Origin of the sequence: Microbacterium meiriae (assembly GCF_040685015.1) — a bacterium.
GTDB classification, from domain to species: domain Bacteria; phylum Actinomycetota; class Actinomycetes; order Actinomycetales; family Microbacteriaceae; genus Microbacterium; species Microbacterium meiriae.
In genome coordinates, this window is the sequence record NZ_JBFBHD010000002.1 from 1,331,876 (window position 1) to 1,353,194 (window position 21,319).

20 protein-coding genes are annotated in these 21,319 nt (G+C 71.0%); 16 read left to right on the plus strand and 4 right to left on the minus strand.

The window, feature by feature from the left end; genetic code table 11:
* Positions 1–61: 61 nt before the first annotated feature.
* The 7 genes from paaA to AB0N68_RS14900 all read left to right on the plus strand — a co-directional run bounded on the left by paaA (position 62) and on the right by AB0N68_RS14900 (position 6,315).
* On the plus strand, positions 62–1,051 hold the full coding sequence (gene paaA / locus AB0N68_RS14870; protein WP_396654799.1) for a 1,2-phenylacetyl-CoA epoxidase subunit PaaA: 990 nt from the start codon (positions 62–64) through the stop codon (positions 1,049–1,051).
* Positions 1,051–1,380, plus strand: coding sequence for a 1,2-phenylacetyl-CoA epoxidase subunit PaaB (gene paaB, locus AB0N68_RS14875; protein ID WP_025103829.1), 330 nt, complete (start codon positions 1,051–1,053; stop codon positions 1,378–1,380). Before paaA ends, paaB begins: the two co-directional genes overlap by 1 nt.
* Positions 1,377–2,267 carry a 1,2-phenylacetyl-CoA epoxidase subunit PaaC gene (gene paaC / locus AB0N68_RS14880; RefSeq protein WP_396654825.1) on the plus strand — a complete coding sequence of 297 codons (891 nt, stop codon included), beginning with the start codon at positions 1,377–1,379 and terminating at the stop codon, positions 2,265–2,267. Before paaB ends, paaC begins: the two co-directional genes overlap by 4 nt.
* Entirely contained in the window at positions 2,261–2,764 is a 504-nt protein-coding gene (gene paaD / locus AB0N68_RS14885; RefSeq protein WP_259952005.1) for a 1,2-phenylacetyl-CoA epoxidase subunit PaaD, read from the plus strand. The genes paaC and paaD overlap by 7 nt, the downstream gene beginning before the upstream one ends.
* Positions 2,764–3,927, plus strand: a complete 1,164-nt coding sequence (paaE, locus tag AB0N68_RS14890) for a 1,2-phenylacetyl-CoA epoxidase subunit PaaE (protein ID WP_313366425.1) — start codon at positions 2,764–2,766, stop codon at positions 3,925–3,927. The genes paaD and paaE overlap by 1 nt, the downstream gene beginning before the upstream one ends.
* 12 nt (positions 3,928–3,939) lie before the next feature.
* On the plus strand, positions 3,940–4,710 hold the full coding sequence (locus tag AB0N68_RS14895) for an enoyl-CoA hydratase/isomerase family protein (protein ID WP_187663496.1): 771 nt from the start codon (positions 3,940–3,942) through the stop codon (positions 4,708–4,710).
* 66 nt (positions 4,711–4,776) lie between these two features.
* Complete coding sequence (locus AB0N68_RS14900; protein ID WP_313366424.1) at positions 4,777–6,315, plus strand: ATP-dependent DNA ligase; 1,539 nt, start codon at positions 4,777–4,779, stop codon at positions 6,313–6,315.
* Here the strand turns inward: AB0N68_RS14900 and AB0N68_RS14905 are convergent, their stop codons facing one another.
* Positions 6,316–6,825, minus strand: coding sequence for a phosphoribosyltransferase (locus AB0N68_RS14905; RefSeq protein ID WP_187663494.1), 510 nt, complete (start codon positions 6,823–6,825; stop codon positions 6,316–6,318).
* Positions 6,826–6,985: 160 nt separating this feature from the next.
* Between AB0N68_RS14905 and AB0N68_RS14910 the strand changes: the two genes are divergently transcribed.
* Both AB0N68_RS14910 and AB0N68_RS14915 read left to right on the plus strand, forming a co-directional pair.
* Positions 6,986–8,713 (plus strand): thiamine pyrophosphate-binding protein, encoded by a 1,728-nt coding sequence (locus AB0N68_RS14910; protein WP_259951996.1) that lies wholly within the window; start codon positions 6,986–6,988, stop codon positions 8,711–8,713.
* Positions 8,714–8,739: 26 nt separating this feature from the next.
* Positions 8,740–9,588, plus strand: coding sequence for a PhzF family protein (locus tag AB0N68_RS14915; RefSeq protein ID WP_280569905.1), 849 nt, complete (start codon positions 8,740–8,742; stop codon positions 9,586–9,588).
* Positions 9,589–10,116: 528 nt separating this feature from the next.
* Here AB0N68_RS14915 and AB0N68_RS14920 read toward each other — a convergent pair.
* Together AB0N68_RS14920 and AB0N68_RS14925 are read right to left on the minus strand one after the other, a co-directional pair.
* On the minus strand, positions 10,117–10,497 hold the full coding sequence (locus AB0N68_RS14920; RefSeq protein ID WP_187663491.1) for a VOC family protein: 381 nt from the start codon (positions 10,495–10,497) through the stop codon (positions 10,117–10,119).
* Between the two features lie 91 nt (positions 10,498–10,588).
* The gene (locus tag AB0N68_RS14925) at positions 10,589–12,451 is read right to left on the minus strand and encodes an FAD-dependent monooxygenase (RefSeq protein ID WP_259952188.1); all 1,863 of its coding nucleotides are present in this window, start codon (positions 12,449–12,451) and stop codon (positions 10,589–10,591) included.
* 128 nt (positions 12,452–12,579) lie between these two features.
* On the opposite strand from AB0N68_RS14925, the gene AB0N68_RS14930 reads away from it, so the two are divergent.
* Positions 12,580–13,287, plus strand: a complete 708-nt coding sequence (locus AB0N68_RS14930; RefSeq protein ID WP_280569909.1) for an IclR family transcriptional regulator — start codon at positions 12,580–12,582, stop codon at positions 13,285–13,287.
* A 57-nt stretch (positions 13,288–13,344) separates the two neighbouring features.
* Here AB0N68_RS14930 and AB0N68_RS14935 read toward each other — a convergent pair whose 3' ends face one another.
* Complete coding sequence (locus AB0N68_RS14935) at positions 13,345–14,724, minus strand: MFS transporter (protein WP_313362820.1); 1,380 nt, start codon at positions 14,722–14,724, stop codon at positions 13,345–13,347.
* 143 nt (positions 14,725–14,867) lie between these two features.
* Here AB0N68_RS14935 and AB0N68_RS14940 point away from each other — a divergent pair, with 143 nt between their 5' ends.
* Genes AB0N68_RS14940 through AB0N68_RS14965 form a run of 6 tightly spaced genes read left to right on the plus strand, consistent with a single transcriptional unit; the run spans position 14,868 to position 21,298 of the window.
* Positions 14,868–16,340, plus strand: coding sequence for a fumarylacetoacetate hydrolase family protein (locus AB0N68_RS14940; protein ID WP_280571746.1), 1,473 nt, complete (start codon positions 14,868–14,870; stop codon positions 16,338–16,340).
* Positions 16,337–17,023: a GntR family transcriptional regulator gene (locus tag AB0N68_RS14945; protein ID WP_025103811.1), complete on the plus strand. Its 687-nt coding sequence runs from the start codon at positions 16,337–16,339 to the stop codon at positions 17,021–17,023. Before AB0N68_RS14940 ends, AB0N68_RS14945 begins: the two co-directional genes overlap by 4 nt.
* On the plus strand, positions 17,020–18,519 hold the full coding sequence (gene hpaE / locus AB0N68_RS14950) for a 5-carboxymethyl-2-hydroxymuconate semialdehyde dehydrogenase (protein ID WP_280569784.1): 1,500 nt from the start codon (positions 17,020–17,022) through the stop codon (positions 18,517–18,519). The genes AB0N68_RS14945 and hpaE overlap by 4 nt, the downstream gene beginning before the upstream one ends.
* A 29-nt stretch (positions 18,520–18,548) precedes the next feature.
* Positions 18,549–19,715 carry a 3,4-dihydroxyphenylacetate 2,3-dioxygenase gene (gene hpaD, locus AB0N68_RS14955; protein ID WP_259951970.1) on the plus strand — a complete coding sequence of 389 codons (1,167 nt, stop codon included), beginning with the start codon at positions 18,549–18,551 and terminating at the stop codon, positions 19,713–19,715.
* 9 nt (positions 19,716–19,724) lie between these two features.
* Positions 19,725–20,510, plus strand: coding sequence for a fumarylacetoacetate hydrolase family protein (locus AB0N68_RS14960; protein ID WP_259951969.1), 786 nt, complete (start codon positions 19,725–19,727; stop codon positions 20,508–20,510).
* Positions 20,495–21,298 (plus strand): HpcH/HpaI aldolase family protein, encoded by an 804-nt coding sequence (locus AB0N68_RS14965; protein ID WP_259951968.1) that lies wholly within the window; start codon positions 20,495–20,497, stop codon positions 21,296–21,298. The genes AB0N68_RS14960 and AB0N68_RS14965 overlap by 16 nt, the downstream gene beginning before the upstream one ends.
* Positions 21,299–21,319: the final 21 nt, after the last annotated feature.

Sequence of the window (21,319 nt, forward strand, 5' to 3'; positions counted from 1 at the left end):
CGCGTGTGTCAGAATTACCTAACGATCGGTCAGTAAAGAAGGACCGGACCCCGAGGAGTCGATGATGACCAGTCCCGCAGACCTGTCCCTCGTGGACGGCGAGACCTCCGACGAGGAACGCCTGTTCGACGAGCTGATCGCGAACGAGCAGCGCATCGAGCCCCGCGACTGGATGCCCGAGGCCTATCGCAAGACCCTCATCCGGCAGATCTCCCAGCACGCCCATTCCGAGATCATCGGCATGCAGCCCGAGGGCAACTGGATCACGCGCGCCCCGAGCCTCAAGCGCAAGGCGATCCTCATGGCGAAGGTGCAGGACGAGGCCGGTCACGGGCTCTACCTCTACTCCGCCGCGCAGACCCTCGGCATCACCCGTGACGAGATGATGGACCAGCTCATCTCCGGAAAGGCGAAGTACTCGTCGATCTTCAACTACCCCACGCCGACCTGGGCCGACATGGGCGCGATCGGCTGGCTCGTCGACGGCGCCGCGATCTGCAACCAGGTGCCGCTGTGCCGCGCCTCCTACGGCCCCTACGGCCGCGCGATGGTGCGCATCTGCAAGGAGGAGTCGTTCCACCAGCGCCAGGGGTTCGAGATCCTGCTCTCGCTCATGCGGGGTACGGACGAGCAGCGGCAGATGGCGCAGGACGCGGTCGACCGCTGGTACTGGCCGAGCCTGGCGATGTTCGGGCCGCCCGACGACCAGTCCCCCAACTCCGCCCAGTCGATGGCGTGGAAGATCAAGCGCTTCTCGAACGACGAGCTGCGTCAGCGGTTCGTGAGCATGCTCGTGCCCCAGGCCGAGATCCTCGGCGTCACCCTCCCCGATCCCGACCTGCGGTTCGACGAGGAGACCGGTCGCTACGAGATGGGTGAGATCGACTGGGACGAGTTCTTCCAGGTGCTGCGCGGCAACGGCCCGTGCAACGCCGAGCGTCTGGAGCGCCGCCGCACGGCGCACGACGAGGGCGCGTGGGTGCGGGAGGCCGCCGCGGAGTACGCCCGCAAGCAGCGTTCCCGCCTGACCCCTGAAGGGGCGGTGGCGTGATGGCGACCCCCGGGGCCGACCCTTCGACGAGCTCAGGGACCCAGGGACGGGAGGTCTGGCCGCTGTGGGAGATCTTCGTGCGGGCGAACCGCGGGCTGAGCCACGTGCACGTCGGCTCGCTGCACGCCCCCGATGCTGACATGGCCATCCGCAACGCCCGCGACCTCTACACCCGCCGGGGCGAGGGCGTGTCGATCTGGGCGGTCCCCGCCGAGGCGATCACCACGAGCGACCCCGACGCCAAGGGCGCGTACTTCGAGAGTCCCGCGGGTAAGAACTACCGGCATGCGGTGTACTACACCGCATCCGAGGGGGTGCCGCACCTGTGACCCTTCGACACGCTCAGGGACCCAGCTCCGCTCAGGGACCCAGCTCCGCTCAAGGAGCCGGCGACGTCCACGGGGATGCGCACGGGGACGTCTCCGTCGACGAGTTGCGGCTCAGCGAGGAGCTCGCGGGCGCCGGCACGACCGCGGCGAGCGCCGACATCGCTGAATACGCCCTGTGGCTCGGCGACGACGCGCTCATCCTGTCGCAGCAGCTCGGCGCCTGGATCTCCCGGGCCCCCGAGCTGGAGGAGGATGTCGCGCTCGGGAACATCGCGCTCGACCTGCTCGGCCATGCCCGCTCCTTCCTGCATTTCGCGGGGACGTGGGACGGCCGTTCCGAGGACGACCTCGCCTACTTCCGCGACGAGCCGGAGTTCCGCAGCGCCTGGATCACGGAGCAGCCGAACGGCGACTTCGCGCAGACCATCGCCCGCCAGCTCGTCGCGTCCGTCTACCTCGTCGAGCTGTATGCCGGGCTCCGTGCGAGCTCCGAGCCCACCCTCGCCGCGATCGCGGAGAAGGCGCTGAAGGAGGTCGACTACCACCGCGACCACGCCGTGCAGTGGGTGCTGCGCCTGGCGGGCGGGACGGCGGAGTCACGGCGCCGCATGATCCGTGCCCTCGCGGATGTGTGGCCGTACGTCGACGAGCTGTTCCGCGATGAACCGCTGATCGACCGGCTGGGCGACGCCGCCGTGCGACCGTCGACGCTCCGCGCGCCGTTCGACGCGGTCATCGCCACCGTGTTCGCCGAGGCCGAGCTCGCGGTGCCGCCGGTGGCGGCGTCGTCGGCGGGCGGCCGGAACGGCGCCCACGCGACCCCCTTCGGTCACCTCCTCGCCGAGATGCAGGTGCTGGCGCGACGGCATCCGGGGGCGTCATGGTGACCCGGACCACCGCCGATGTCGAGGCTCAGGCCTGGCGGATCGCCGCCGCCGTGCCGGACCCGGAGGTGCCGGTGCTCACGATCGAGGACCTCGGCGTGCTGCGGGCGGTCGAGCTCCGCGGCGAGCGCGTGGTCGTCGACATCACGCCGACCTACAGCGGGTGCCCGGCCATGGACACGATCCGCGACGACGTCGTGCTCGCGCTCACGGCGGCAGGATTCGCGGACGTCGAGGTGCGGCTCGTGCTCTCCCCCGCGTGGACGACGGATTGGATGAGCGACGCGGGGAAGCAGAAGCTCCGGGAGTACGGGATAGCGCCGCCCAGTGGCCGCGCGGCGATGCCCGCAGGTCCGATCCGACTCGCCCTCAGCGTGCGCTGTCCGCGGTGCGGCTCGCTCGACACCCGGGAGGTCTCCCGCTTCGGGTCGACCTCGTGCAAGGCACTGTACGAGTGCCGGGCCTGCCTGGAACCCTTCGATCACTTCAAGGTGCACTGATGTCGCTGTTCTCCCCGGCCCCGGCGACGACGCCGTCGGCCGCTCCCGCCACTCCGAACCGCACACGGAGCCGTGCCCGGTTCCACACGCTCGAGGTCGAGGACGTCCGGCCGCTCACCGAGGACTCCGTCGAGGTGACCTTCACGGTGCCCGCGGAGCTCGCCGACGACTACGACCATCTCCCCGGGCAATACGTGGCGCTGCGCACGACGCTGGACGGCGTGGAGGTGCGGCGTTCGTACTCGCTGTGCCGGGCGCCCGAGCATCGCACCGACGGGGCACCCACCCGCCTGAGCGTCGCCGTGAAGCGCGACGAGGGCGGGACGTTCTCCACCTGGGCCCAGACCGGCCTGCACCCGGGCTTCCGCATCGACGTCATGAGCCCCCAGGGCACCTTCACCTCCGGCCTCGACGATCTGGACGAGAAGCACGTCGTCGGGATCGCGGCCGGCTCCGGGATCACGCCGCTGATGGCCCTCGCGCACACCGTGCTCTCCCGCTCGCAGACCTCGCGGTTCACGCTCCTGTACACGAACCGCTCGACGCTGGACGTGATGTTCCTGGAGGACCTCGCCGACCTCAAGGACCGCTACCCGACACGGCTCACGCTGCACCACGTGCTGTCCCGCGAGCAGCGGACCGCGCCGGTGCTGTCCGGCCGCATCGACGAGCCCAAGCTGCGGACGATCCTCGACGCGCTGATCGATCCGGCCGACGTGGACGAGTGGTTCCTGTGCGGACCGCTCGCACTCGTCGACCTGTGCCGGGAGGTGCTGGCCGACGTGGGCGTGCCCCGCGAGCACGTGCGGTTCGAGCTGTTCACGACCGGCGACGAGCCGGTGCGGGCCGCCCGACCGGTCACGGTGCGCTCGGGCGAGAAGACCGTGCGGATCGAGGTGAACCTCGACGGCGTCTCGTCGACGGTGGAGAGCCCCATCGCAGCGCGCGAGTCGGTGCTGAACGCCGCACTGCGAGTGCGGCCGGACGCCCCGTTCGCGTGCGCGGGTGGCGTCTGCGGCACCTGTCGGGCGCGCGTGCTGGAGGGCAGCGTCACGATGACCGAGAACTACGCCCTGGAGCCCGACGAGCTGGAGCGCGGCTACGTGCTCACCTGCCAGTCCCACCCGACCAGCGACCGCGTGGTCGTGGACTACGACGTCTGACCCGGAGACCCCATGATCGATCTCGCCATCGCCGACGACGTCGCCACCGTGGTGCTCGACGCCCCCGCGAAGCTCAACGCCCTGGACGAGGCCGCCCTCGCGGAGCTCGACGCCGCGTACCGGGAGGCCGAGGCCGCCGGGGTGCGGGCGCTGCTGCTCCGCGGTGAAGGGCGGGCGTTCTGCGCCGGGCGGGACATCTCCGCCGTCGATCCGCGCGACGACGATGTGCTGGGCTACCTCGGCGGGCGGGTGACACCGCTGCTGCAGCGCATGTCCCGCTTCCCGGCGCCGACCTTCGCCGTCGCCCACGGCGCCTGCCTCGGCGTGGGACTCGGGCTGCTCATCGCGACGGACGTCGTGTACGTCGCGGAATCCGCGAAGATCGGCTCCCCGTTCGCGGCGCTCGGCGCGACCCTCGACTCCGGCGGGCACGCGCTGTTCCTCGACCGGCTCGGCCCGCACAAGACGCTCGACCTCATCTATACGGGCCGGCTCATGAGCGGCGCCGAGGCGGTACGCTCCGGCCTCTTCTCGCAGGTCTTCCCCGACGACGAGGTGCTCGCGGCCGCGACGGCCGCCGCGGCGAAGGCCGCGCGTGGCGCCACGGCCGCCTTCCGGGCGAGCAAGGAGCTCGTCGCCCGCATCCGCGACGAACGCCTCACCCTGTGGGAATCCATCGACGTCGAGAACGCGGCCCAGGCCGCCCTGTGCGACACCGAGGACTACCGGGAGGGCTTCGCCGCGTTCCAGGAGAAGCGGAAGCCGGAGTTCCGCGGGCGCTGACGCCACGGCCCGGTCGCCGTGTCAACCGTCTCGTGCAGTGTCCGACCCCGGTGGGAGGATGCCCGCATGCTGCTCTCGGAGCTCGTCACCACCACCGACCAGGTCGCCGCGACCTCGTCCCGTCTGGCCAAGGTCGAGGCGATCGCGGCGCTGCTCCGCCAGGCCGACGCCGACGACATCGCGCCTCTCGTGGGGCTGCTCCTCGCGGCACCCCGCCAGGGTCGCCTCGGCGTGGGGTGGCGGGGGCTGACGGCCCTCGCGATCGAGCACACCACGACACCGACGCTGACCATCGCGGAGGTCGACCACGCCTTCGACACTCTCGCGCACACCTCCGGTTCCGGCTCAGCGGGTGTCCGCAGCGGCCTCCTGCACGACCTCGCCGCCCGTGCGACGGCGCCCGAATGGGACTTCCTGACCAGGGCGATGCTCGGCGAGCTCCGCACCGGAGCGCTGAGCGGCGTGCTCCTCGACGCGATCGCCCGCGCCGCCGAGGCCCCGCCCGCCACGGTGCGACGAGCCGCCATGCTCTCCGGCGACCTCGGTGAGACGGCGCTGCTCGCGCTCACCGGCGCCGAGGGCGCACTCGACGAGGTCGGGCTCCGGGTGGGACGCCCCGTCCTCCCGATGCTCGCGGCCACCGCGCCGACGCCCACGGCCGCTCTGGAGATCACCGGGCGCGCCTCGGTCGAGTACAAGCTCGACGGCGCGCGCATCCAGGTGCACCGCCGCGGCGACGAGGTCGGCATCTACACGCGGAGCCTCGCCGACGTCACCCACCGGCTGCCCGAGATCGTCGAGGTCGTCCGCGGTCTTCCCGCGCAGGAGGTCATCCTCGACGGCGAGACGCTGGCGCTCGACGAGGACGGCGGTCCCCGGCCGTTCCAGGAGACGATGTCGCGGTTCGGTGCGGATGCCGCGCGGGAACTCGCCCTGCGCCCCTGGTTCTTCGACGTCCTGCACGTGGACGGCCGTGATCTGCTCGACGAGCCGCTGTCGGTGCGTCAGGAGGTCCTGGCCGCGGTCGCCGGTGAGTGGCGCATGCCCGGCATCGTCACCGACAGTGCGGAGGAAGCCGAGCGTCTGTCCCGGGAAGCGCTGGCGGCCGGCCACGAGGGTGTGCTGGTCAAAGCCGTGGATGCGCCGTACGCCGCCGGTCGACGCGGCAAGTCCTGGGTGAAGGTGAAACCCGTGCTCACGTTCGACCTCGTCGTGCTCGGCGCCGAGTGGGGGTCGGGGCGCCGGCGTGGATGGCTGTCGAACCTGCACCTCGGCGCGCGGGACCCGGACGGCGACTTCGGCGACCCGGGCGGTTTCGTGATGGTCGGCAAGACGTTCAAGGGCCTCACCGACGCGCTGCTGCAGTGGCAGACCGACGAGTTCCCGGCGCACGAGACCCATCGCTCCGCGTCGACGGTGTTCCTCCGGCCGGAGCTCGTGGTCGAGATCGCGATCGACGGCGTGCAGCGGTCCCCGCGCTACCCCGGCGGCCTCGCCCTCCGGTTCGCCCGGGTCAAGGGCTACCGTCCGGACAAGACCGCTGCGGAGGCCGACACGATCCAGACGCTCCTCGCCCTGCGGCGGGGCGCGACGGACGACGCCTGATCAGGCCGTGGGCGGGAGGCCTTCGTCCTCCTGGCGCACCGTGCCGCGGAACGACCAGGGGAAGTCGATCCAGAGGTCGGTGTCCTTCCACGCGAAGTCCGGCTGGATGATCGTCGAGGGCTTCGTGTAGATCGTGACGGAGCGCACGTCGGCGCCCTTCTCCTGCAGCAGCTGCACCGCGAGCGCCAGCGTGCGACCGGAGTCGGCGACATCGTCCACGAGCAGGACGCGGCGACCGTCGAGGTAGGCCATGTCGAGCTCCGGCGGCAGCACCTCCGGGGCGTCCAGCACGGTGCCGATGCCGGTGTAGAACTCGACGTTGATCGCGCCGCAGTTCTTCACGCCGAGCCCGTACGCGATGGCCCCGGCCGGGAGCAGGCCGCCGCGGGCGATCGCCACCACGACCTCCGGCTCGAAGCCCGTCGCCGAGATGTTCCGCGCCAGATCGCGCGTCGCCACGCCGAAGCCGTCCCAGGTGAGCGTCTCGCGCTCGATCGATGCATCCGTCATCGGTCCATTCTCGCGCATCCGCTCCGCCCGAGCCGCCGCTAGACTGAGCAGGTCCGGCCCCGCCGGTGCCTGAAAAAGAGGCACGAAGCACCTCGCATCGCCGCGAGGGCGAGACACATACGGATCCCCATTCTCCGTCCCTGTCTCGAAAGGCTTCTCCATGCCCTCCGTCTCCGCGCACGTCGCCCTCACCGTCGCCCAGCACGTCGATGCCGTCTTCGGCGTGATGGGCAACGGCAACGCCTACTTCCTCGACGCCCTCGAGACGCAGACCGACGCCACGTTCACCGCCGTCCGCCACGAGCAGGGCGCGGTCGTCGCGGCCGACGCCCACTTCCGCGCGTCCGGCCGCATCGCCGCGGGCACCTCCACCTACGGCGCCGGCTTCACGAACACGATCACGGCGCTGGCCGAGGCCGTGCAGGCGCACGTGCCGCTCGTCCTCGTGGTGGGCGACGAGCCGACCTCGGGACCGCGTCCGTGGGACGTGGACCAGATCGCGCTGGCCTCGGCGGTGGGCGCCCGCACCTACACCGTCGGGCGGACCGATGCCGCCGCGACCACCGTCATCGCCGTCGAGCACGCCCTCACCTATCGCGTGCCCGTGGTGCTCGCGATCCCCTACGACGTCGCCGCCCTCGAGGCGGGCGCGGTGCCGGCGGCCCCGGCTCCTCGACTCCCCACGCCGCTCGCACCGCGCGGGGACTTCGCCGAGGGCATGCTGGATGAGATCGCCGCCGCCCTGCGCGACGCCGAGCGTCCGTTCCTCCTCGCCGGCCGCGGGGCCTGGCTGGCCGGCGCCGGCGAGGCTCTGGGCGCCCTCGCCGCGCGGACCGGGGCCCTCACCGCCTCCTCCGCCCTCGGCCGCGGTATCTTCCCGGACGCCCGGTACGACCTCGGGGTCACCGGCGGCTTCGGCGCCGAGGGGGCGATGGAGCTCGTGCGGACCGCCGATGTCGCCGTGGTCTTCGGCGCGAGCCTGAACCAGTTCACGATGCGCTTCGGCGATCTCTTCGCCCCTGGTACCCGGGTGTTCCAGATCGACACCGCTCCGGCCGCCACGCATGCCCATGTCGGCGGCTTCGTGCGCGCCGATGCCCGTCTCGCCGCCGAGGCCCTCGTCGCCCGCCTCTCCTCCGGGCACGACTTCGGAGATGCCGCAGGACTCGCCGGGGCCACCCCCGACTCCGGCGGCGAGTCGGGCACCGGCTCCGCAGTTGTGTCCGCCCGACCCTGGCGGGAGACGGTCGATGTCGCCGCGGCCCGCGCGTACGAGCCCGGGGACGACCTCGCACCCGACGGACGCCTCGACCCGCGTTCCGCCGCGCGCCGGATCGCCGAGCTCCTCCCCGAGGACCGCGTCGTGGTGTCGGACGGCGGACACTTCATCGGCTGGGCGAACATGTACTGGCCGGTCGCCGCACCGGACCGGATGATGATGATCGGCACCGCGTTCCAGTCGATCGGACAGGGCTGGCCCAGCGTGGTGGGCGCGGCCCTCGCCCGTCGTGACGCGACCATCGTGCTCACCTCGGGCGACGGCGGCGGGCTCATGGCGATCGCCGACCTCGAATCGGCCGTGCGGGCGGCGGGCGGACGCGGCATGGCCGTTGTCTGGAACGACGCGGCGTACGGTGCCGAGGTCAACCTCTACGGACTGAAGGGCCTGGCCGAGGGTCCGATGCGCATCCCCGAGGTCGACTTCGCCGCGTTCGGAGCCGCGGTCGGCGCGGAGGGTGTCGTCGTGCGGACGCTCGATGACCTGGAGCGTCTGGCCACCTGGGCCGAGGAGGACCCGGCGACCCGGCGCTTCCTCGTCCTCGACCTCCGGATCTCCGGCGACGTGATCGCGCCGTACCAGCAGGAGATCATCCGCGTGAACTCCTGACCCGCGCGGGCCGATAGGCTCCCGGGATGACGGATGCTCCCGAGGTCCTGCGCTACAGCGCCTTCGCCGCGACCCCGGACGGCGGCAACCCCGCGGGCGTCGTGCTCGCGGCGGGCGGGCTCGATGAGGCGGACATGCAGCGGATCGCGGTCGAGGTCGGCTACTCGGAGACCGCGTTCGTGCAGGACGCTGCGGCGGACGGCTCCCGCTTCCGGGTGCGGTACTGGTCGCCTGCCGCGGAGGTGCCTTTCTGCGGTCATGCGACGGTGGCGACCGCGGTCGCCCTCGCCGAACGGCAGGGTCCCGGGGCGGTCGTGTTCGAGACCGCGGCCGGAGACGTGTCGATGGAGTCCTTTGCGGACGCGGACGGCCGGGTCACGGTGTCGTTCACGAGCGTCGAGCCGGAGGTGCGCGACCTCGACCCCGTCGTGCGTGACCGCCTCCTCGCGCTGCTGGGGATGGAGCCGGCCGATGTCGACCCGCGCTTCCCGGTCCGCGAGGCGTTCGCGGGCAACTGGCATCCGATCGTCTTCGTCGCCGACCGGGAGCTCTTCCACCAGTTCCGTTTCTCCCCCGCCGAGGTCGCCACTCTCATGCGCGCGCGGGGCTGGCACGGCACGGTAACGGTGCTGCACGCCGAGGATCCTGCCGAGATCCAGGCCCGCAACCTCTTCCCCGTGGGGCGCATCACGGAGGATCCGGCGACAGGGTCCGCGGCCGCTTCGGTCGGCGCCTACCTCCGCGCCCAGGGCTATCCGGGCGACACCGTCCGCATCCATCAGGGGGCCCACGTCGGCCGCCCGAGCGAACTCCGCGTCGCGATACCGGCCTCCGGCGGCCTCGTCGTCTCGGGCGGAGCCACCCGCCTCCCCTGACCCCGGCCGCGGACTCCTCGGACTCGAGAGACGGAGTACGAGGCACGCGCGGTCAACCGCACGACGCGGTTCCGTCTGCGCGACCACAGCCCTCGCCCGGCCGTGCATCCGTCCCCGGATCGTGCATTCGTCACAGCACCCGGTACCTCGCTCCTACGGCACGGTCTCACCGGCACGACCCGGCTCCGTCTGCACGACCCGGCTCCGTCTGCACGGCCGAAACCCTCCCCGGGTCGTGCACCCGCACCCGCGTCGCGCACCCGTCATCCGACTCGAGACCCCGCCTCCCCGGGCATCGGAACGTCTGCACGAGCCGGTTCCGCCTGCACGACCAACCTCAGCCCCTGGTCGTGCACCCGCCCCGCCATCGTGCATCCGGAACCCGAACCGAACCTCGGAACCCGAATCGGACCCGGAACCCCGAACCAGACCCCGGAACCCGAACCGGAACCAGACCCCGGAACCCGAACCAGACCCCGGAACCCGAACCCGGAACCCGAACCGGAGCCCGAACCGGACCCCGAGTCGTCACCCCTGGGCGCTGTAGTCCGGGAGCTCCTGCAGGGTCCAGGTGTTGCCATCGGGGTCGTCGAAGCGCACGAAGCGCCCCCAGTCCTGCTCGTCCACGCCCTCCGCCTCCACGCCGAGGCCGCGCAGGTGCGCGAGAGCCTCGTCGGCGTCGGGGACGACCACCTGGATGGTGTTCTGCTGCCCTGGCTCCAAGCCGGTGGTCAGCCCCGTGCCGAAGGCGATCGAGCAGGCCGATCCCGGCGGCGTCATCTGCACGAAGCGCAGCCCCTCGTACGGCACATGGTCGTGGTCGGCGTTGAAACCGATCTTCACGTAGAAGTCCTTCGCCCGGTCGACATCGCTGACCGGGACGAAGATGAGTTCGATCTTCCAGTCCATCACGCACTCCTCCTGTCGGGCTCCGTCACCCGTCGGCCCTCACAGTACGCGGGGCCTCCGACACCCGCCAGGGCCGGACGTGCGCCGAGGGTCAGCGCGCCGGCAGCAGCGCCCCGTCCAGGAACTTCGCCAGCTCGTCCACGCCGTCCAGCGGGAGGATCGCGGCGACGTACTGGTCCGGACGCACGACGATCACGACGCCGTCACGGGACAGCTCCCGCGCCTCGAAGATGTCCGTCTCGCACCACTTGCTCGGGCCCGCGGCGTAGACCTTCTCCCAGTCGGTGAGTCCGAGCGGGCCGGTCTTCGGCTGGAAGAGCTCGGGCGTCGTCGTGACCTCGACCTCCTCGAAGGGCTGCTGGTACACGGCCTTCACGTCGAACACGGCGTCGGCGTCGGCGTCAGCCGGGGTGAACCGCGCGAACACCGGCGCCGCCTCCTCCGCCCACGCGGCGAGCGCCTCCCCGGTCCGGTCGCCGAAGGCGTAGACCCGCCAGCGGCCGTCGGCCTTCGCATGGTGCCCGAGGTGGACGACGTTGCCGTCCCCGACCCGCACGACCTCCGCCGACTTGAAGCGCTTGCCCAGCGGGTAGCCGACCGCGAGCTCCTGATGGGCGTCGGTGCCGGTGATCATGGAGGACGTGTACTGGGTCATGAAACCGGAGGGGAACTCGGCCGTCGCGAGGTAGTACGTGGCCAGCTCGTTCGGGTCGGAGATCTCCTCCGGCTTGCGGGCCATGAGGCTGGACCACTCGCGGTCGAAGTCGATGAGCTGCTGCGCGACGGGACGACGCTCGGCGCCGTACGTGGCGAGCAGCGCCTCGGGGGCACGGCCGCTCAGCACGGAACCGAGCTTCCAGCCGAGATTGAAGCCATCCTGCATCGACACGTTCATGCCCTGGCCGGCCTTGGCGCTGTGCGTGTGGCAGGCGTCGCCGGTGAGGAAGACCCGCGGGCTGCGATCGACGCCGGGGTCGACGTCGTCGAAGCCGTCCGTCACACGGTGGCCCACTTCGTAGACGCTGTGCCAGGCCACCTGCTTCACATCGAGCGTGTAGGGGTGGAGGATCGCGTTGGCGCGCCGGATGATCTCCTCGATGGGCGTCTGGCGCACGCGGTGGTCGTCGTCCGCGGCGACCTCGCCGAGATCGATGTACATGCGGCTGAGGTAGCCGCCCTCCCGCGGGATGTGCAGGATGTTGCCGGCCTTGGAGTTGATCGCGCACTTGGTGCGCCAGTCCGGGAAGTCGGTGTTGACGAGCACGTCCATGACGCCCCAGGCGTGTGCGGCGCTCGCACCCACGTGTGTGCGGCCGATCGCCTGCCGCACGCCGCTCCTGGCGCCGTCGCAGCCCACCACGTACTTCGCCCGGACCACGCGCTCCTCTGCGTCACCGACGTGCCGAACGTGCACCTCGACCGGGTACTCGCCCTCCTCGTGCACGGTGAGCCCGAGGAACTCCACGCCGTAGTCCGGCACGATCCGGCCGGGACCGTCGGCCGCCGCCTCGGCGAAGTAGTCGAGCACGCGCGCCTGGTTGACGATGAGGTGCGGGAACTCGCAGATGTCGTAGGCGTAGTCGGCGGTGCGGGTGGTCCGCACGATCTGATCGGGGTGCTCGGGATCGGGGCCCCAGAAGTTCATCCAGCCGATGTTGTAGGCCTCGGCGATGATGCGCTCGGCGAAGCCGAATGCCTGGAAGGTCTCCACGCTGCGGGGCTGGATGCCGTCGGCCTGCCCGAGGACGAGGCGGCCCTCGCGCTTCTCGATGATGCGGGTGGTGATGTCGGGGTACTGCGACATCTGTGCCGCGAGCAGCATGCCCGCGGGCCCGGAGCCGACGATGAGGACGTCGACCTCGTCGGGCAGGGCGGCGGGGCGGTCGATCCCGGTGCCGGCGGCGTCCTGCACGCGCGGGTCTCCGGACACATAGCCGTGGTGGTGGAACTGCATCGTCGTCGATTCCTTCCGGACGTCTTCGTCGGGTGTTGCGTCCAGGAACACGGTGTTCTATATTCGAACACAGTGTTCTACTATTGAACACAGCCTAGACCGGTGCCTCGCGCATCGCAAGGAGAGCCATGCCCGAGCGCCCCGCCGCCCCCGCGTCGCAGACGCTCAGTCGCGGCATCCGCATCCTCGAGGCGCTCGCCGACGCCCGCGGCGCGCTGACCATCGACGTCATCGCGGGGCGCCTCGATGTGCACCGGTCCATCGCCTACCGTCTCCTGCGCACGCTCGAGGATCACGGCCTCGTGACCCGCGATGCGAGCGGCGCCGTGAGCCTCGGCGCCCGCATGGCCGCTCTCGCCGCCGGCGTCGCCCACGACCTCCAGGCAGAGGCGTTGCCGGAGCTGACCGCCATCGCGAACGAGCTCGGCATGACCTGCTTCCTCGCCGTCCTCGATGGCGCCGAGTGCATCACCCTCGCCAGCGTCGAACCGCGGCACGCCGTCGCGAGCGTCGCCCAGCGCCCCGGCGCGCGGCACTCCGTCACGGTCGGCGCTCCCGGGAAGGCGATCCTCGCGCAGCTCGACCCGGCGGAGGTGCCCGTCGGCATCTCCCCCGCCCTGCGCGCCGACATCGACACCGCCGCCGTACGCGGCTATGCCACGAGCCACGACGAGGTCATCCCCACGGTGCAGTCCGTCGCCGTCCCGCTGCGTCTGCGCGGCCAGCGTCCTGCCGCGATCGCGGTCGTGCACGTGGCCACCGACCTGGACGACGGGGAGATCGCCGCGCGACTCCAGCGTTCCGCCGACCTCATCCGCTCAGCCCTCGAGGGCTGAGCCGGAACGCACGAGAGCGCACGCCCCCTCAGGGACGTGCGCTCTCGGATCGCCGGGTCAGACCTTCGCGAGCCCGCGGATCGGGCTGACGGACTGCTCCTCCTCGTGGTCCGGACCGAGCGGGATGCCCGACCGGTCGCGCAGCAGGAGCGTGGCGACGAGACCGAGGAGGGTCATGCCCGCGAGGTACCAGGTGACCGCCTCGGTGGAGCCGGTCTGATCGACGATGAACGTCGCGATGGTGGGCGCGAACGCCCCACCGGCGATCGCGCCGATCGCGTAGGAGATGGAGACACCGGAGAACCGGATGCTCGCGGGGAACAGCTCGGTGTACAGCGCCGCCTGCGGCCCGTAGGTGAAGCCGAGGCCGATCGTGAGGATCGCGAGGCCCGCGAACAGCAGCCCCACCTCGCCGGTGTTGACGAGCGGGAACAGCGTGAACACGCCGACGAGCTGGAGCACCCAGCCGATGAGGTATGTCGTGCGACGGCCGATGCGATCCGACACCCAGCCGGCCAGCATCGTGGTCAGCAGCCAGGTCACGGCCGATCCGGTGACGGCCCACAGCACCGGCCCGCGCTCGAGCCCGATGGGTCCGTCGGGGTTCGTGGCGTAGCCCTGGATGTAGCCGCCGGTGGTCATGTAGCCCACGGCGTTGTTCCCGGCGAAGACGAGGGCTGCGATGATGACGAGCAGCAGGTGCTTGCGGAAGAGCTGCACGATCGGCATCTTCGCCTTCTCCTTGCGCTCGGCGAGCTCGGCGAACACCGGGCTCTCCTCCACGCGACGGCGGACGTAGTAGCCCACGAGGATCAGCACGACGCTGAGCAGGAACGGCACGCGCCAGCCCCAGGCGAGGAACTGGTCTCCCGGAGCGATCGCGGTCATCAGCGCCATGACGCCCGACGCCAGCAGCAGGCCGAGCGGCACGCCGATCTGCGGGGAGGCGCCGAAGATGCCGCGCTTCTTGCGAGGGGCGTGCTCGACGGCCATCAGCACCGCGCCGCCCCACTCGCCGCCGGCCGAGATGCCCTGCACGATGCGCAGCAGCACCAGGAGGATCGGCGCCATCACGCCGATGGTCTCGTAGGTGGGGAGCAGACCGATCAGGGCGGTCGCGGCACCCATGAGGATCAGCGTCCACATCAGCACCGCCTTGCGGCCGAGCTTGTCGCCGTAGTGGCCCGCGAGGAACGCGCCGAGGGGCCGGAAGAGGAAGCTCACACCGACCGTGGCGAAGCCGACGAGAGCGCTGTTGGCGCCGAGCGGCGCGAAGAAGAGCTGTCCGAAGACGAGCCCGACCGCCGTGGCGTAGATGAAGAAGTCGTACCACTCGACGGTGGTCCCGACGACGGTGGCGAAGACGACACGACGCCGGTCGGCCGCCGTCGCGATGGTTCCGGTGGGTGTGAACCCATCCTGTGACTGCCCGCTCATGGGGTGTCTCCTTTGTGCTTGTGACCGCGTTGTCACGGCGCGCACGGACGTGAATCCGATCTGCTTGCCGAGGGGTGAGACGATGATATATGATTTCGGATACGACGCACAACGCGTCCTGACGAGCGCGAGGAGGCGCATCCGTGACGGACACCATCGCCCGCCCTGGGAAGATCATCGCGATCCACCTGAGCTACGCCTCGCGGGCCGACCAGCGCGGTCGACGCCCCGCCCACCCCTCCTACTTCTTCAAGCCGGCCAGCTCGGTCGGCGTCTCCGGCGGCACCGTCGAGCGCCCCGCCGGCACCGAGCTACTCGCGTTCGAGGGGGAGATCGCGCTGATCATCGGCGCCCCGGCCCGTCGGGTCCCCCTCGCCGACGCGTGGGATCACGTGCAGTGGGTGACCGCCTCGAACGACCTCGGCCTCTACGATCTGCGCGCGAACGACAAGGGCTCCAACGTCCGCTCCAAGGGCGGCGACGGGTACACCCCGCTCGGCCCGGAGCTCATCGACGCCCGCACGGTCGACCCGGCGGCCCTCCGCGTGCGCGCCTGGGTGAACGGCGAGCTCCGTCAGGACGACACCACCGCGGGCCTCATCTTCCCGCTGGCCCAGCTCGTCGCCGACCTCTCCCAGCACTTCACGCTGGAGACCGGCGACGTGATCCTCACCGGCACTCCCGCAGGATCCTCGGTCATCGTCCCCGGCGACCTGGTCGAGATCGAGGTCGACGCCCCGGACGCCCCCGGCGCTCCCACGTCCGGCCGCCTGATCACGACGGTCACGCAGGGCGATGTACCCTTCGACGGCGACCTCGGTTCGCTCCCCGCCGTCGACGACCTCCAGCGCACCGAGGCCTGGGGCTCCCGCGAGGCCGCGGGCCTGCCCGCCGAGGACACCGCGCCCACGCTCACTCCCGAGCTCCGCGCACAGCTTCTCGAGGCCCCCACTGCCGGCCTCTCGGCACAGCTGCGCAAGCGCGGACACCACTCCTGCTTCATCGACGGTGTCTCTGCGAACCTCCCGGACACGAAGATCGTCGGCACCGCGAAGACCCTGCGCTTCGTGCCGTTCCGCGAGGATCTCTTCCGGAGCCACGGCGGCGGGTACAACGCACAGAAGCGCGCGTTCGACGCCGTGGCCGAGGGCGAGATCATCGTCATCGAGGCCCGCGGCGACGCGACCACCGGCACGCTCGGCGACATCCTCGCCCTGCGCGCGCAGACCCGCGGTGCGGCGGGCGTGGTGACCGACGGCGGCGTCCGCGACTTCCAGGCCGTCGCCGAGATCGGGCTGCCGGTCTTCTCCCAGGGCGCGCACCCGTCCGTACTCGGCCGCAAGCACGTGCCGTGGGACGTCGACGTGACGATCTCGTGCGGCGGTGCCACCGTGCAGCCCGGCGACATCATCGTCGGCGACAGCGACGGTGTGATCGTGATCCCGCCGGCTCTCGCCGCCGAGGTCGCCGCCGACGCCGTGGCCCAGGAGATCGAGGACGCCTGGATCGCCGAGCAGGTCGCCGCCGGACACCCGGTCGACGGCCTGTTCCCGATGAACGCCGAATGGCGCGCCCGCTACGAGCAGGCGACCGGCACCGGAGCGGAGCGGAAGTGAGCACGGTCGAGAGCGCCAGCAAGTCGGAGCAGGCGTACGCCTGGATCCGCGCGCGCATCTCGGCGCACACCTACGGTCCCGGCTACCGTCTGGTCCTCGGGCCGATCGCCGAGGAGCTGGGCATGAGCGTGGTCCCGGTGCGCGAGGCCATCCGCCGCCTGGAGGCCGAGGGGCTCGTGACCTTCGAGCGCAACGTCGGCGCCCGGGTGACCCTCGTGGACGAGGGCGAGTACGCGCACACCATGCAGACGCTCGGACTCGTCGAGGGTGCGGCGACCGCGCTGTCCGCTCCCCTGCTCGACGCGGACGCGCTCGCGCAGGCCGCGGAGGTCAACGAGCGCATGAGCCGCCTGCTCGACCACTTCGACCCGCACACGTTCACCGAGCTCAACCGGCAGTTCCACTCCGTGCTGTTCGAGCCCTGCCCCAACCCGCACCTGCTCGACCTCGTGCACCGCGGCTGGGCCCGGCTGTCCGGCATCCGCGACTCGACCTTCGCCTACGTGCCCGGCCGCGCCCACCACTCGGTCGACGAGCACACCCAGATCCTCGAGCTCATCCGCGACGGCGCCGAGCCGCTGGAGATCGAGCTCGCCGCCCGCAACCACCGGTGGCGCACGAGGGACGCGTTCCTCGACGCCCTGCACACCCGTTCCGTCCCCGCCGAAGGAGAAGCATCATGACCGACTCCCGTATCCCCGCCGACCTGCCCGACCACATCCAGCACTACATCGACGGCGCCTTCGTCGACTCGATCGACGGCGACACGTTCGACGTGCTCGACCCGGTGACGAACCAGACCTACACGACGGCAGCCGCCGGCAAGAAGGCCGACATCGAGCGGGCCGTCGCCGCCGCCAAGCGCGCCTTCGACGATGGTCCATGGCCCCGGATGCTCCCCCGCGAGCGCTCGCGCGTGCTGCACCGGATCGCCGACATCGTGGAGTCGCGCGACGCCCGCCTCGCGGAGCTGGAGTCCTACGACTCCGGCCTGCCGATCACGCAGGCCCTGGGCCAGGCCCGCCGCGCCGCCGAGAACTTCCGCTTCTTCGCCGACCTGATCGTCGCGCAGGCCGACGACGCCTTCAAGGTGCCCGGCAAGCAGATGAACTACGTCAACCGCAAGCCGATCGGTGTCGCGGGACTCATCACCCCCTGGAACACGCCGTTCATGCTGGAGTCGTGGAAGCTCGGGCCCGCGCTCGCGACCGGCAACACGGTCGTCCTCAAGCCGGCCGAGTTCACGCCCCTCTCCGCCTCGCTGTGGGCGGGCATCTTCGAGGAGGCGGGGCTCCCGCAGGGCGTCTTCAACCTCGTCAACGGCCTCGGTGAAGACGCCGGCGACGCCCTGGTGAAGCACCCCGACGTGCCGCTCATCTCCTTCACCGGCGAGAGCCGCACGGGACAGATCATCTTCGGCAACGCCGCCCCGTTCCTCAAGGGCCTGTCGATGGAGCTCGGCGGCAAGTCGCCCGCCGTGGTCTTCGCGGACGCCGACCTGGAGGCCGCCGTCGACGCCACGATCTTCGGCGTCTTCTCCCTCAACGGCGAGCGCTGCACCGCCGGGTCCCGCATCATCGTGGAGCGCTCGATCTACGACGAGTTCGTGGAGCGCTATGCCGCGCAGGCGCAGCGCGTCAAGGTCGGCTACCCGCACGACCCCGAGACCGAGGTCGGCGCGCTCGTGCACCCCGAGCACTACGACAAGGTGATGTCCTACGTCGAGATCGGCAAGACCGAGGGCCGCCTCGTCGCCGGCGGCGGTCGCCCCGAGGGCTTCGAGGAGGGGAACTTCGTCGCCCCGACGGTGTTCGCCGACGTGGCCCCCGACGCCCGCATCTTCCAGGAGGAGATCTTCGGCCCGGTCGTCGCGATCACCCCGTTCGACTCCGACGAGGAGGCGCTGGCGCTCGCGAACGACACGAAGTACGGCCTCGCGGCCTACATCTGGACGAACGACCTCAAGCGCGCCCACACGTTCGCGCAGTCCGTCGAGGCCGGGATGGTGTGGCTGAACAGCAACAACGTCCGCGACCTGCGCACGCCCTTCGGCGGCGTGAAGGCGTCGGGCCTCGGCCACGAGGGCGGCTACCGCTCCATCGACTTCTACACCGACCAGCAGAGCGTGCACATCACGCTCGCCTCGACCCCGCACAACCCGACGTTCGGCAAGAACTGACGCCCCCGGACACAAGCAAGGACGCTGACATGACCGACAAGACCGCCAAGACCCTCACCTCCTCCGGCTACTACGTGAGCCAGGAGGCACCGATCCAGAGCGACAACCCCGTCGCGACGCCGAAGAGCACCCCGCCGGACATCCTGCGGTGCGCGTACATGGAGCTCGTCGTGACCGACCTGGCCGCCTCGCGCCAGTTCTACGTCGACATCCTGGGCCTGTACGTGACCGAGGAGGACGACGAGGCGATCTACCTGCGCTCGACCGAGGAGTTCATCCACCACAACCTCGTGCTGCGTCAGGGGCCGATCGCCGCAGTCGCCGCGTTCTCGTACCGGGTGCGCGCCGCGGAGGACCTCGACCGTGCCGTGGAGTTCTACACGGAGCTCGGCTGCGACGTCCGTCGGCAGGAGAACGGCTTCGTGAAGGGCATCGGCGACTCGGTGCGCGTCGTCGACCCGCTCGGCTTCCCGTACGAGTTCTTCTACGCCACCGAGCACGTGGAGCGCCTGTCCTGGCGGTACGACCTGCACACCCCCGGCGAGCTCGTGCGCCTCGACCATTTCAACCAGGTCACCCCTGACGTGCCGCGCGCGGTGCGCCACTACCAGGACCTCGGTTTCCGTGTGACCGAGGACATCCAGGACGACGAGGGCACCGTGTACGCCGCGTGGATGCGCCGCAAGCCCACCGTGCACGACACCGCGGCGACGGGCGGCGACGGTCCGCGCATGCACCACGTCGCCTTCGCCACGCACGAGAAGCACAACATCCTCGCGATCTGCGACAAGCTCGGGGCGCTGCGCCGCTCCGACGCCATCGAGCGCGGCCCCGGCCGGCACGGCGTCTCCAACGCGTTCTACCTCTATCTGCGCGACCCCGACGGCCACCGCGTGGAGATCTACACGCAGGACTACTACACCGGTGACCCCGACAACCCTGTCGTCACCTGGGACGTGCACGACAACCAGCGCCGTGACTGGTGGGGTACCCCCGTCGTCCCCTCCTGGTACACCGACGCCTCGCTCGTGCTCGACCTCGACGGCAACCCGCAGCCGGTGATCGCCCGCACGGACTCCAGCGAGATGGCCGTGACGATCGGCGCCGACGGCTTCTCCTACACCCGCGCGGACGAGGGCGAGACCTCGATGCCCGAGTACAAGCAGGGCGAGTACAAGCTCGGCCACCAGCTCTAGGGGTCACGGATGCTGTCTGAGGAGACGATCGCGCAGATCGCGGCGGAGCTCGCCGAGGCCGACCGCACCCACGGGGTGATCCCGCGCATCACCGCGCGATACCCCGAGGCGACCGTGGAGGACTCGTACGCCATCCAGGGCGTGTGGCGGGACTCGCAGGTCGCGGCCGGACGTCGGCTCGTGGGCCGCAAGATCGGTCTGACGTCGAAGGCCATGCAGCAGGCGACGGGGATCACCGAACCCGACTACGGCGTCATGTTCGACGACACCGTGTACGAGTCCGGCGCGGAGATCCCCACCGATCACTTCTCCAACGTCCGCATCGAGGTCGAGCTCGCCTTCGTGCTCAAGGAGCCCCTGGAGGGCCCCGACTGCACGCTGGACGACGCCCTCGCCGCGATCGACTACGCCGTGCCGGCCCTCGAGGTGCTGAACTCGCACATCGAGCTCGAGGGCCGCACGATCGTCGACACCATCAGCGACAACGCCGCCTACGGGGCGATGGTGCTGGGGACGGTGCGCAAGCGCCCGGACGAGATCGACCTGCGGTGGGTCCCCGGCGTGCTCTCCCGCAACGGGGAGATCGAGGAGACCGGTGTCGCCGCAGGTGTGCTCGGCCACCCCGCCACCGGAGTCGCCTGGCTCGCGAACAAGTTCCATCAGCACGGCGCGCGTCTGGAGGCGGGCGAGATCATCCTGGCAGGATCGTTCACACGCCCGATGTGGGTGTCGCGCGGCGACGAGGTGCTGTGCGACTACGGACCGATGGGGACCATCACATGCCGCTTCGTCTAGATCCGTCCTTCCGTGAGCAGCTCGCCGCGTCCGACCGCCCCTTCGTCGGCATGTGGGTGTGCTCCGGCAGCCCGCTGCTCGCCGAGGTCGCCGCGGGGTCCGGGCTGGACTGGCTGCTCATCGACATGGAGCACTCGGCGAACACGCTCGAGTCCGTGCTGACCCAGCTCCAGGCGGTCGCGGCCTATCCGGTCACCCCGCTCGTCCGGGTGCCCTTCAACGATGCGGTCGCGATCAAGCAGGTGCTCGACCTCGGCGCGCAGAACCTCATCGTGCCGATGGTGTCGTCCGCCGACGAGGCCAGGGCCGCCGTGGCCGCGACGCGGTATCCCCCCGAGGGCGTCCGCGGGGTCGGCAGCGCCCTGGCCCGCAGCGCTCGCTGGAACCGCGTCGACAGGTACCTGCAGGAGTCCGCGCAGCACGTGTCGCTGACGGTGCAGATCGAGACGGCCGCGGGGGTCGAGGCCGCCGCCGACATCGCCGCGGTCGACGGGGTGGACGCGGTGTTCGTCGGCCCCTCCGACCTGTCCGCGTCGATGGGCCTGCTCGGACAGCAGACGCATCCGGACGTGGTCGCCGCCGTGGAATCGGTGTTCGCCGCGGTCCGCGCCGCCGGGAAGCCGGTGGGCGTGAACGCCTTCGACCCCTCCGCCGCCGACGCGTATCTCGCGGCGGGCGCGGACTTCGTGGCCGTCGGCGCCGACGTCGCCCTCCTCGCCCGTGCCTCCGAGGCCCTCGCCGCCCGCTTCCTCCCCCGCTCCGACGCCCCCGGCCGCCCCAGCTACTGACTTCGAGTCGCGCACCTGGCT

What these genes read in the sequence shown, in the direction of transcription:
- paaA (WP_396654799.1), top strand. Translation starts at nt 62, where the DNA reads ATGATGACCAGTCCCGCAGACCTGTCCCTCGTGGACGGCGAGACCTCC.
- paaB (WP_025103829.1), top strand. Translation starts at nt 1,051, where the DNA reads ATGGCGACCCCCGGGGCCGACCCTTCGACGAGCTCAGGGACCCAGGGA.
- paaD (WP_259952005.1), top strand. Translation starts at nt 2,261, where the DNA reads ATGGTGACCCGGACCACCGCCGATGTCGAGGCTCAGGCCTGGCGGATC.
- paaE (WP_313366425.1), top strand. Translation starts at nt 2,764, where the DNA reads ATGTCGCTGTTCTCCCCGGCCCCGGCGACGACGCCGTCGGCCGCTCCC.
- AB0N68_RS14895 (WP_187663496.1), top strand. Translation starts at nt 3,940, where the DNA reads ATGATCGATCTCGCCATCGCCGACGACGTCGCCACCGTGGTGCTCGAC.
- AB0N68_RS14900 (WP_313366424.1), top strand. Translation starts at nt 4,777, where the DNA reads ATGCTGCTCTCGGAGCTCGTCACCACCACCGACCAGGTCGCCGCGACC.
- AB0N68_RS14905 (WP_187663494.1), bottom strand. Translation starts at nt 6,825, where the DNA reads ATGACGGATGCATCGATCGAGCGCGAGACGCTCACCTGGGACGGCTTC.
- AB0N68_RS14910 (WP_259951996.1), top strand. Translation starts at nt 6,986, where the DNA reads ATGCCCTCCGTCTCCGCGCACGTCGCCCTCACCGTCGCCCAGCACGTC.
- AB0N68_RS14915 (WP_280569905.1), top strand. Translation starts at nt 8,740, where the DNA reads ATGACGGATGCTCCCGAGGTCCTGCGCTACAGCGCCTTCGCCGCGACC.
- AB0N68_RS14920 (WP_187663491.1), bottom strand. Translation starts at nt 10,497, where the DNA reads ATGGACTGGAAGATCGAACTCATCTTCGTCCCGGTCAGCGATGTCGAC.
- AB0N68_RS14925 (WP_259952188.1), bottom strand. Translation starts at nt 12,451, where the DNA reads ATGCAGTTCCACCACCACGGCTATGTGTCCGGAGACCCGCGCGTGCAG.
- AB0N68_RS14930 (WP_280569909.1), top strand. Translation starts at nt 12,580, where the DNA reads ATGCCCGAGCGCCCCGCCGCCCCCGCGTCGCAGACGCTCAGTCGCGGC.
- AB0N68_RS14935 (WP_313362820.1), bottom strand. Translation starts at nt 14,724, where the DNA reads ATGAGCGGGCAGTCACAGGATGGGTTCACACCCACCGGAACCATCGCG.
- hpaE (WP_280569784.1), top strand. Translation starts at nt 17,020, where the DNA reads ATGACCGACTCCCGTATCCCCGCCGACCTGCCCGACCACATCCAGCAC.
- hpaD (WP_259951970.1), top strand. Translation starts at nt 18,549, where the DNA reads ATGACCGACAAGACCGCCAAGACCCTCACCTCCTCCGGCTACTACGTG.
- AB0N68_RS14960 (WP_259951969.1), top strand. Translation starts at nt 19,725, where the DNA reads ATGCTGTCTGAGGAGACGATCGCGCAGATCGCGGCGGAGCTCGCCGAG.
- AB0N68_RS14965 (WP_259951968.1), top strand. Translation starts at nt 20,495, where the DNA reads ATGCCGCTTCGTCTAGATCCGTCCTTCCGTGAGCAGCTCGCCGCGTCC.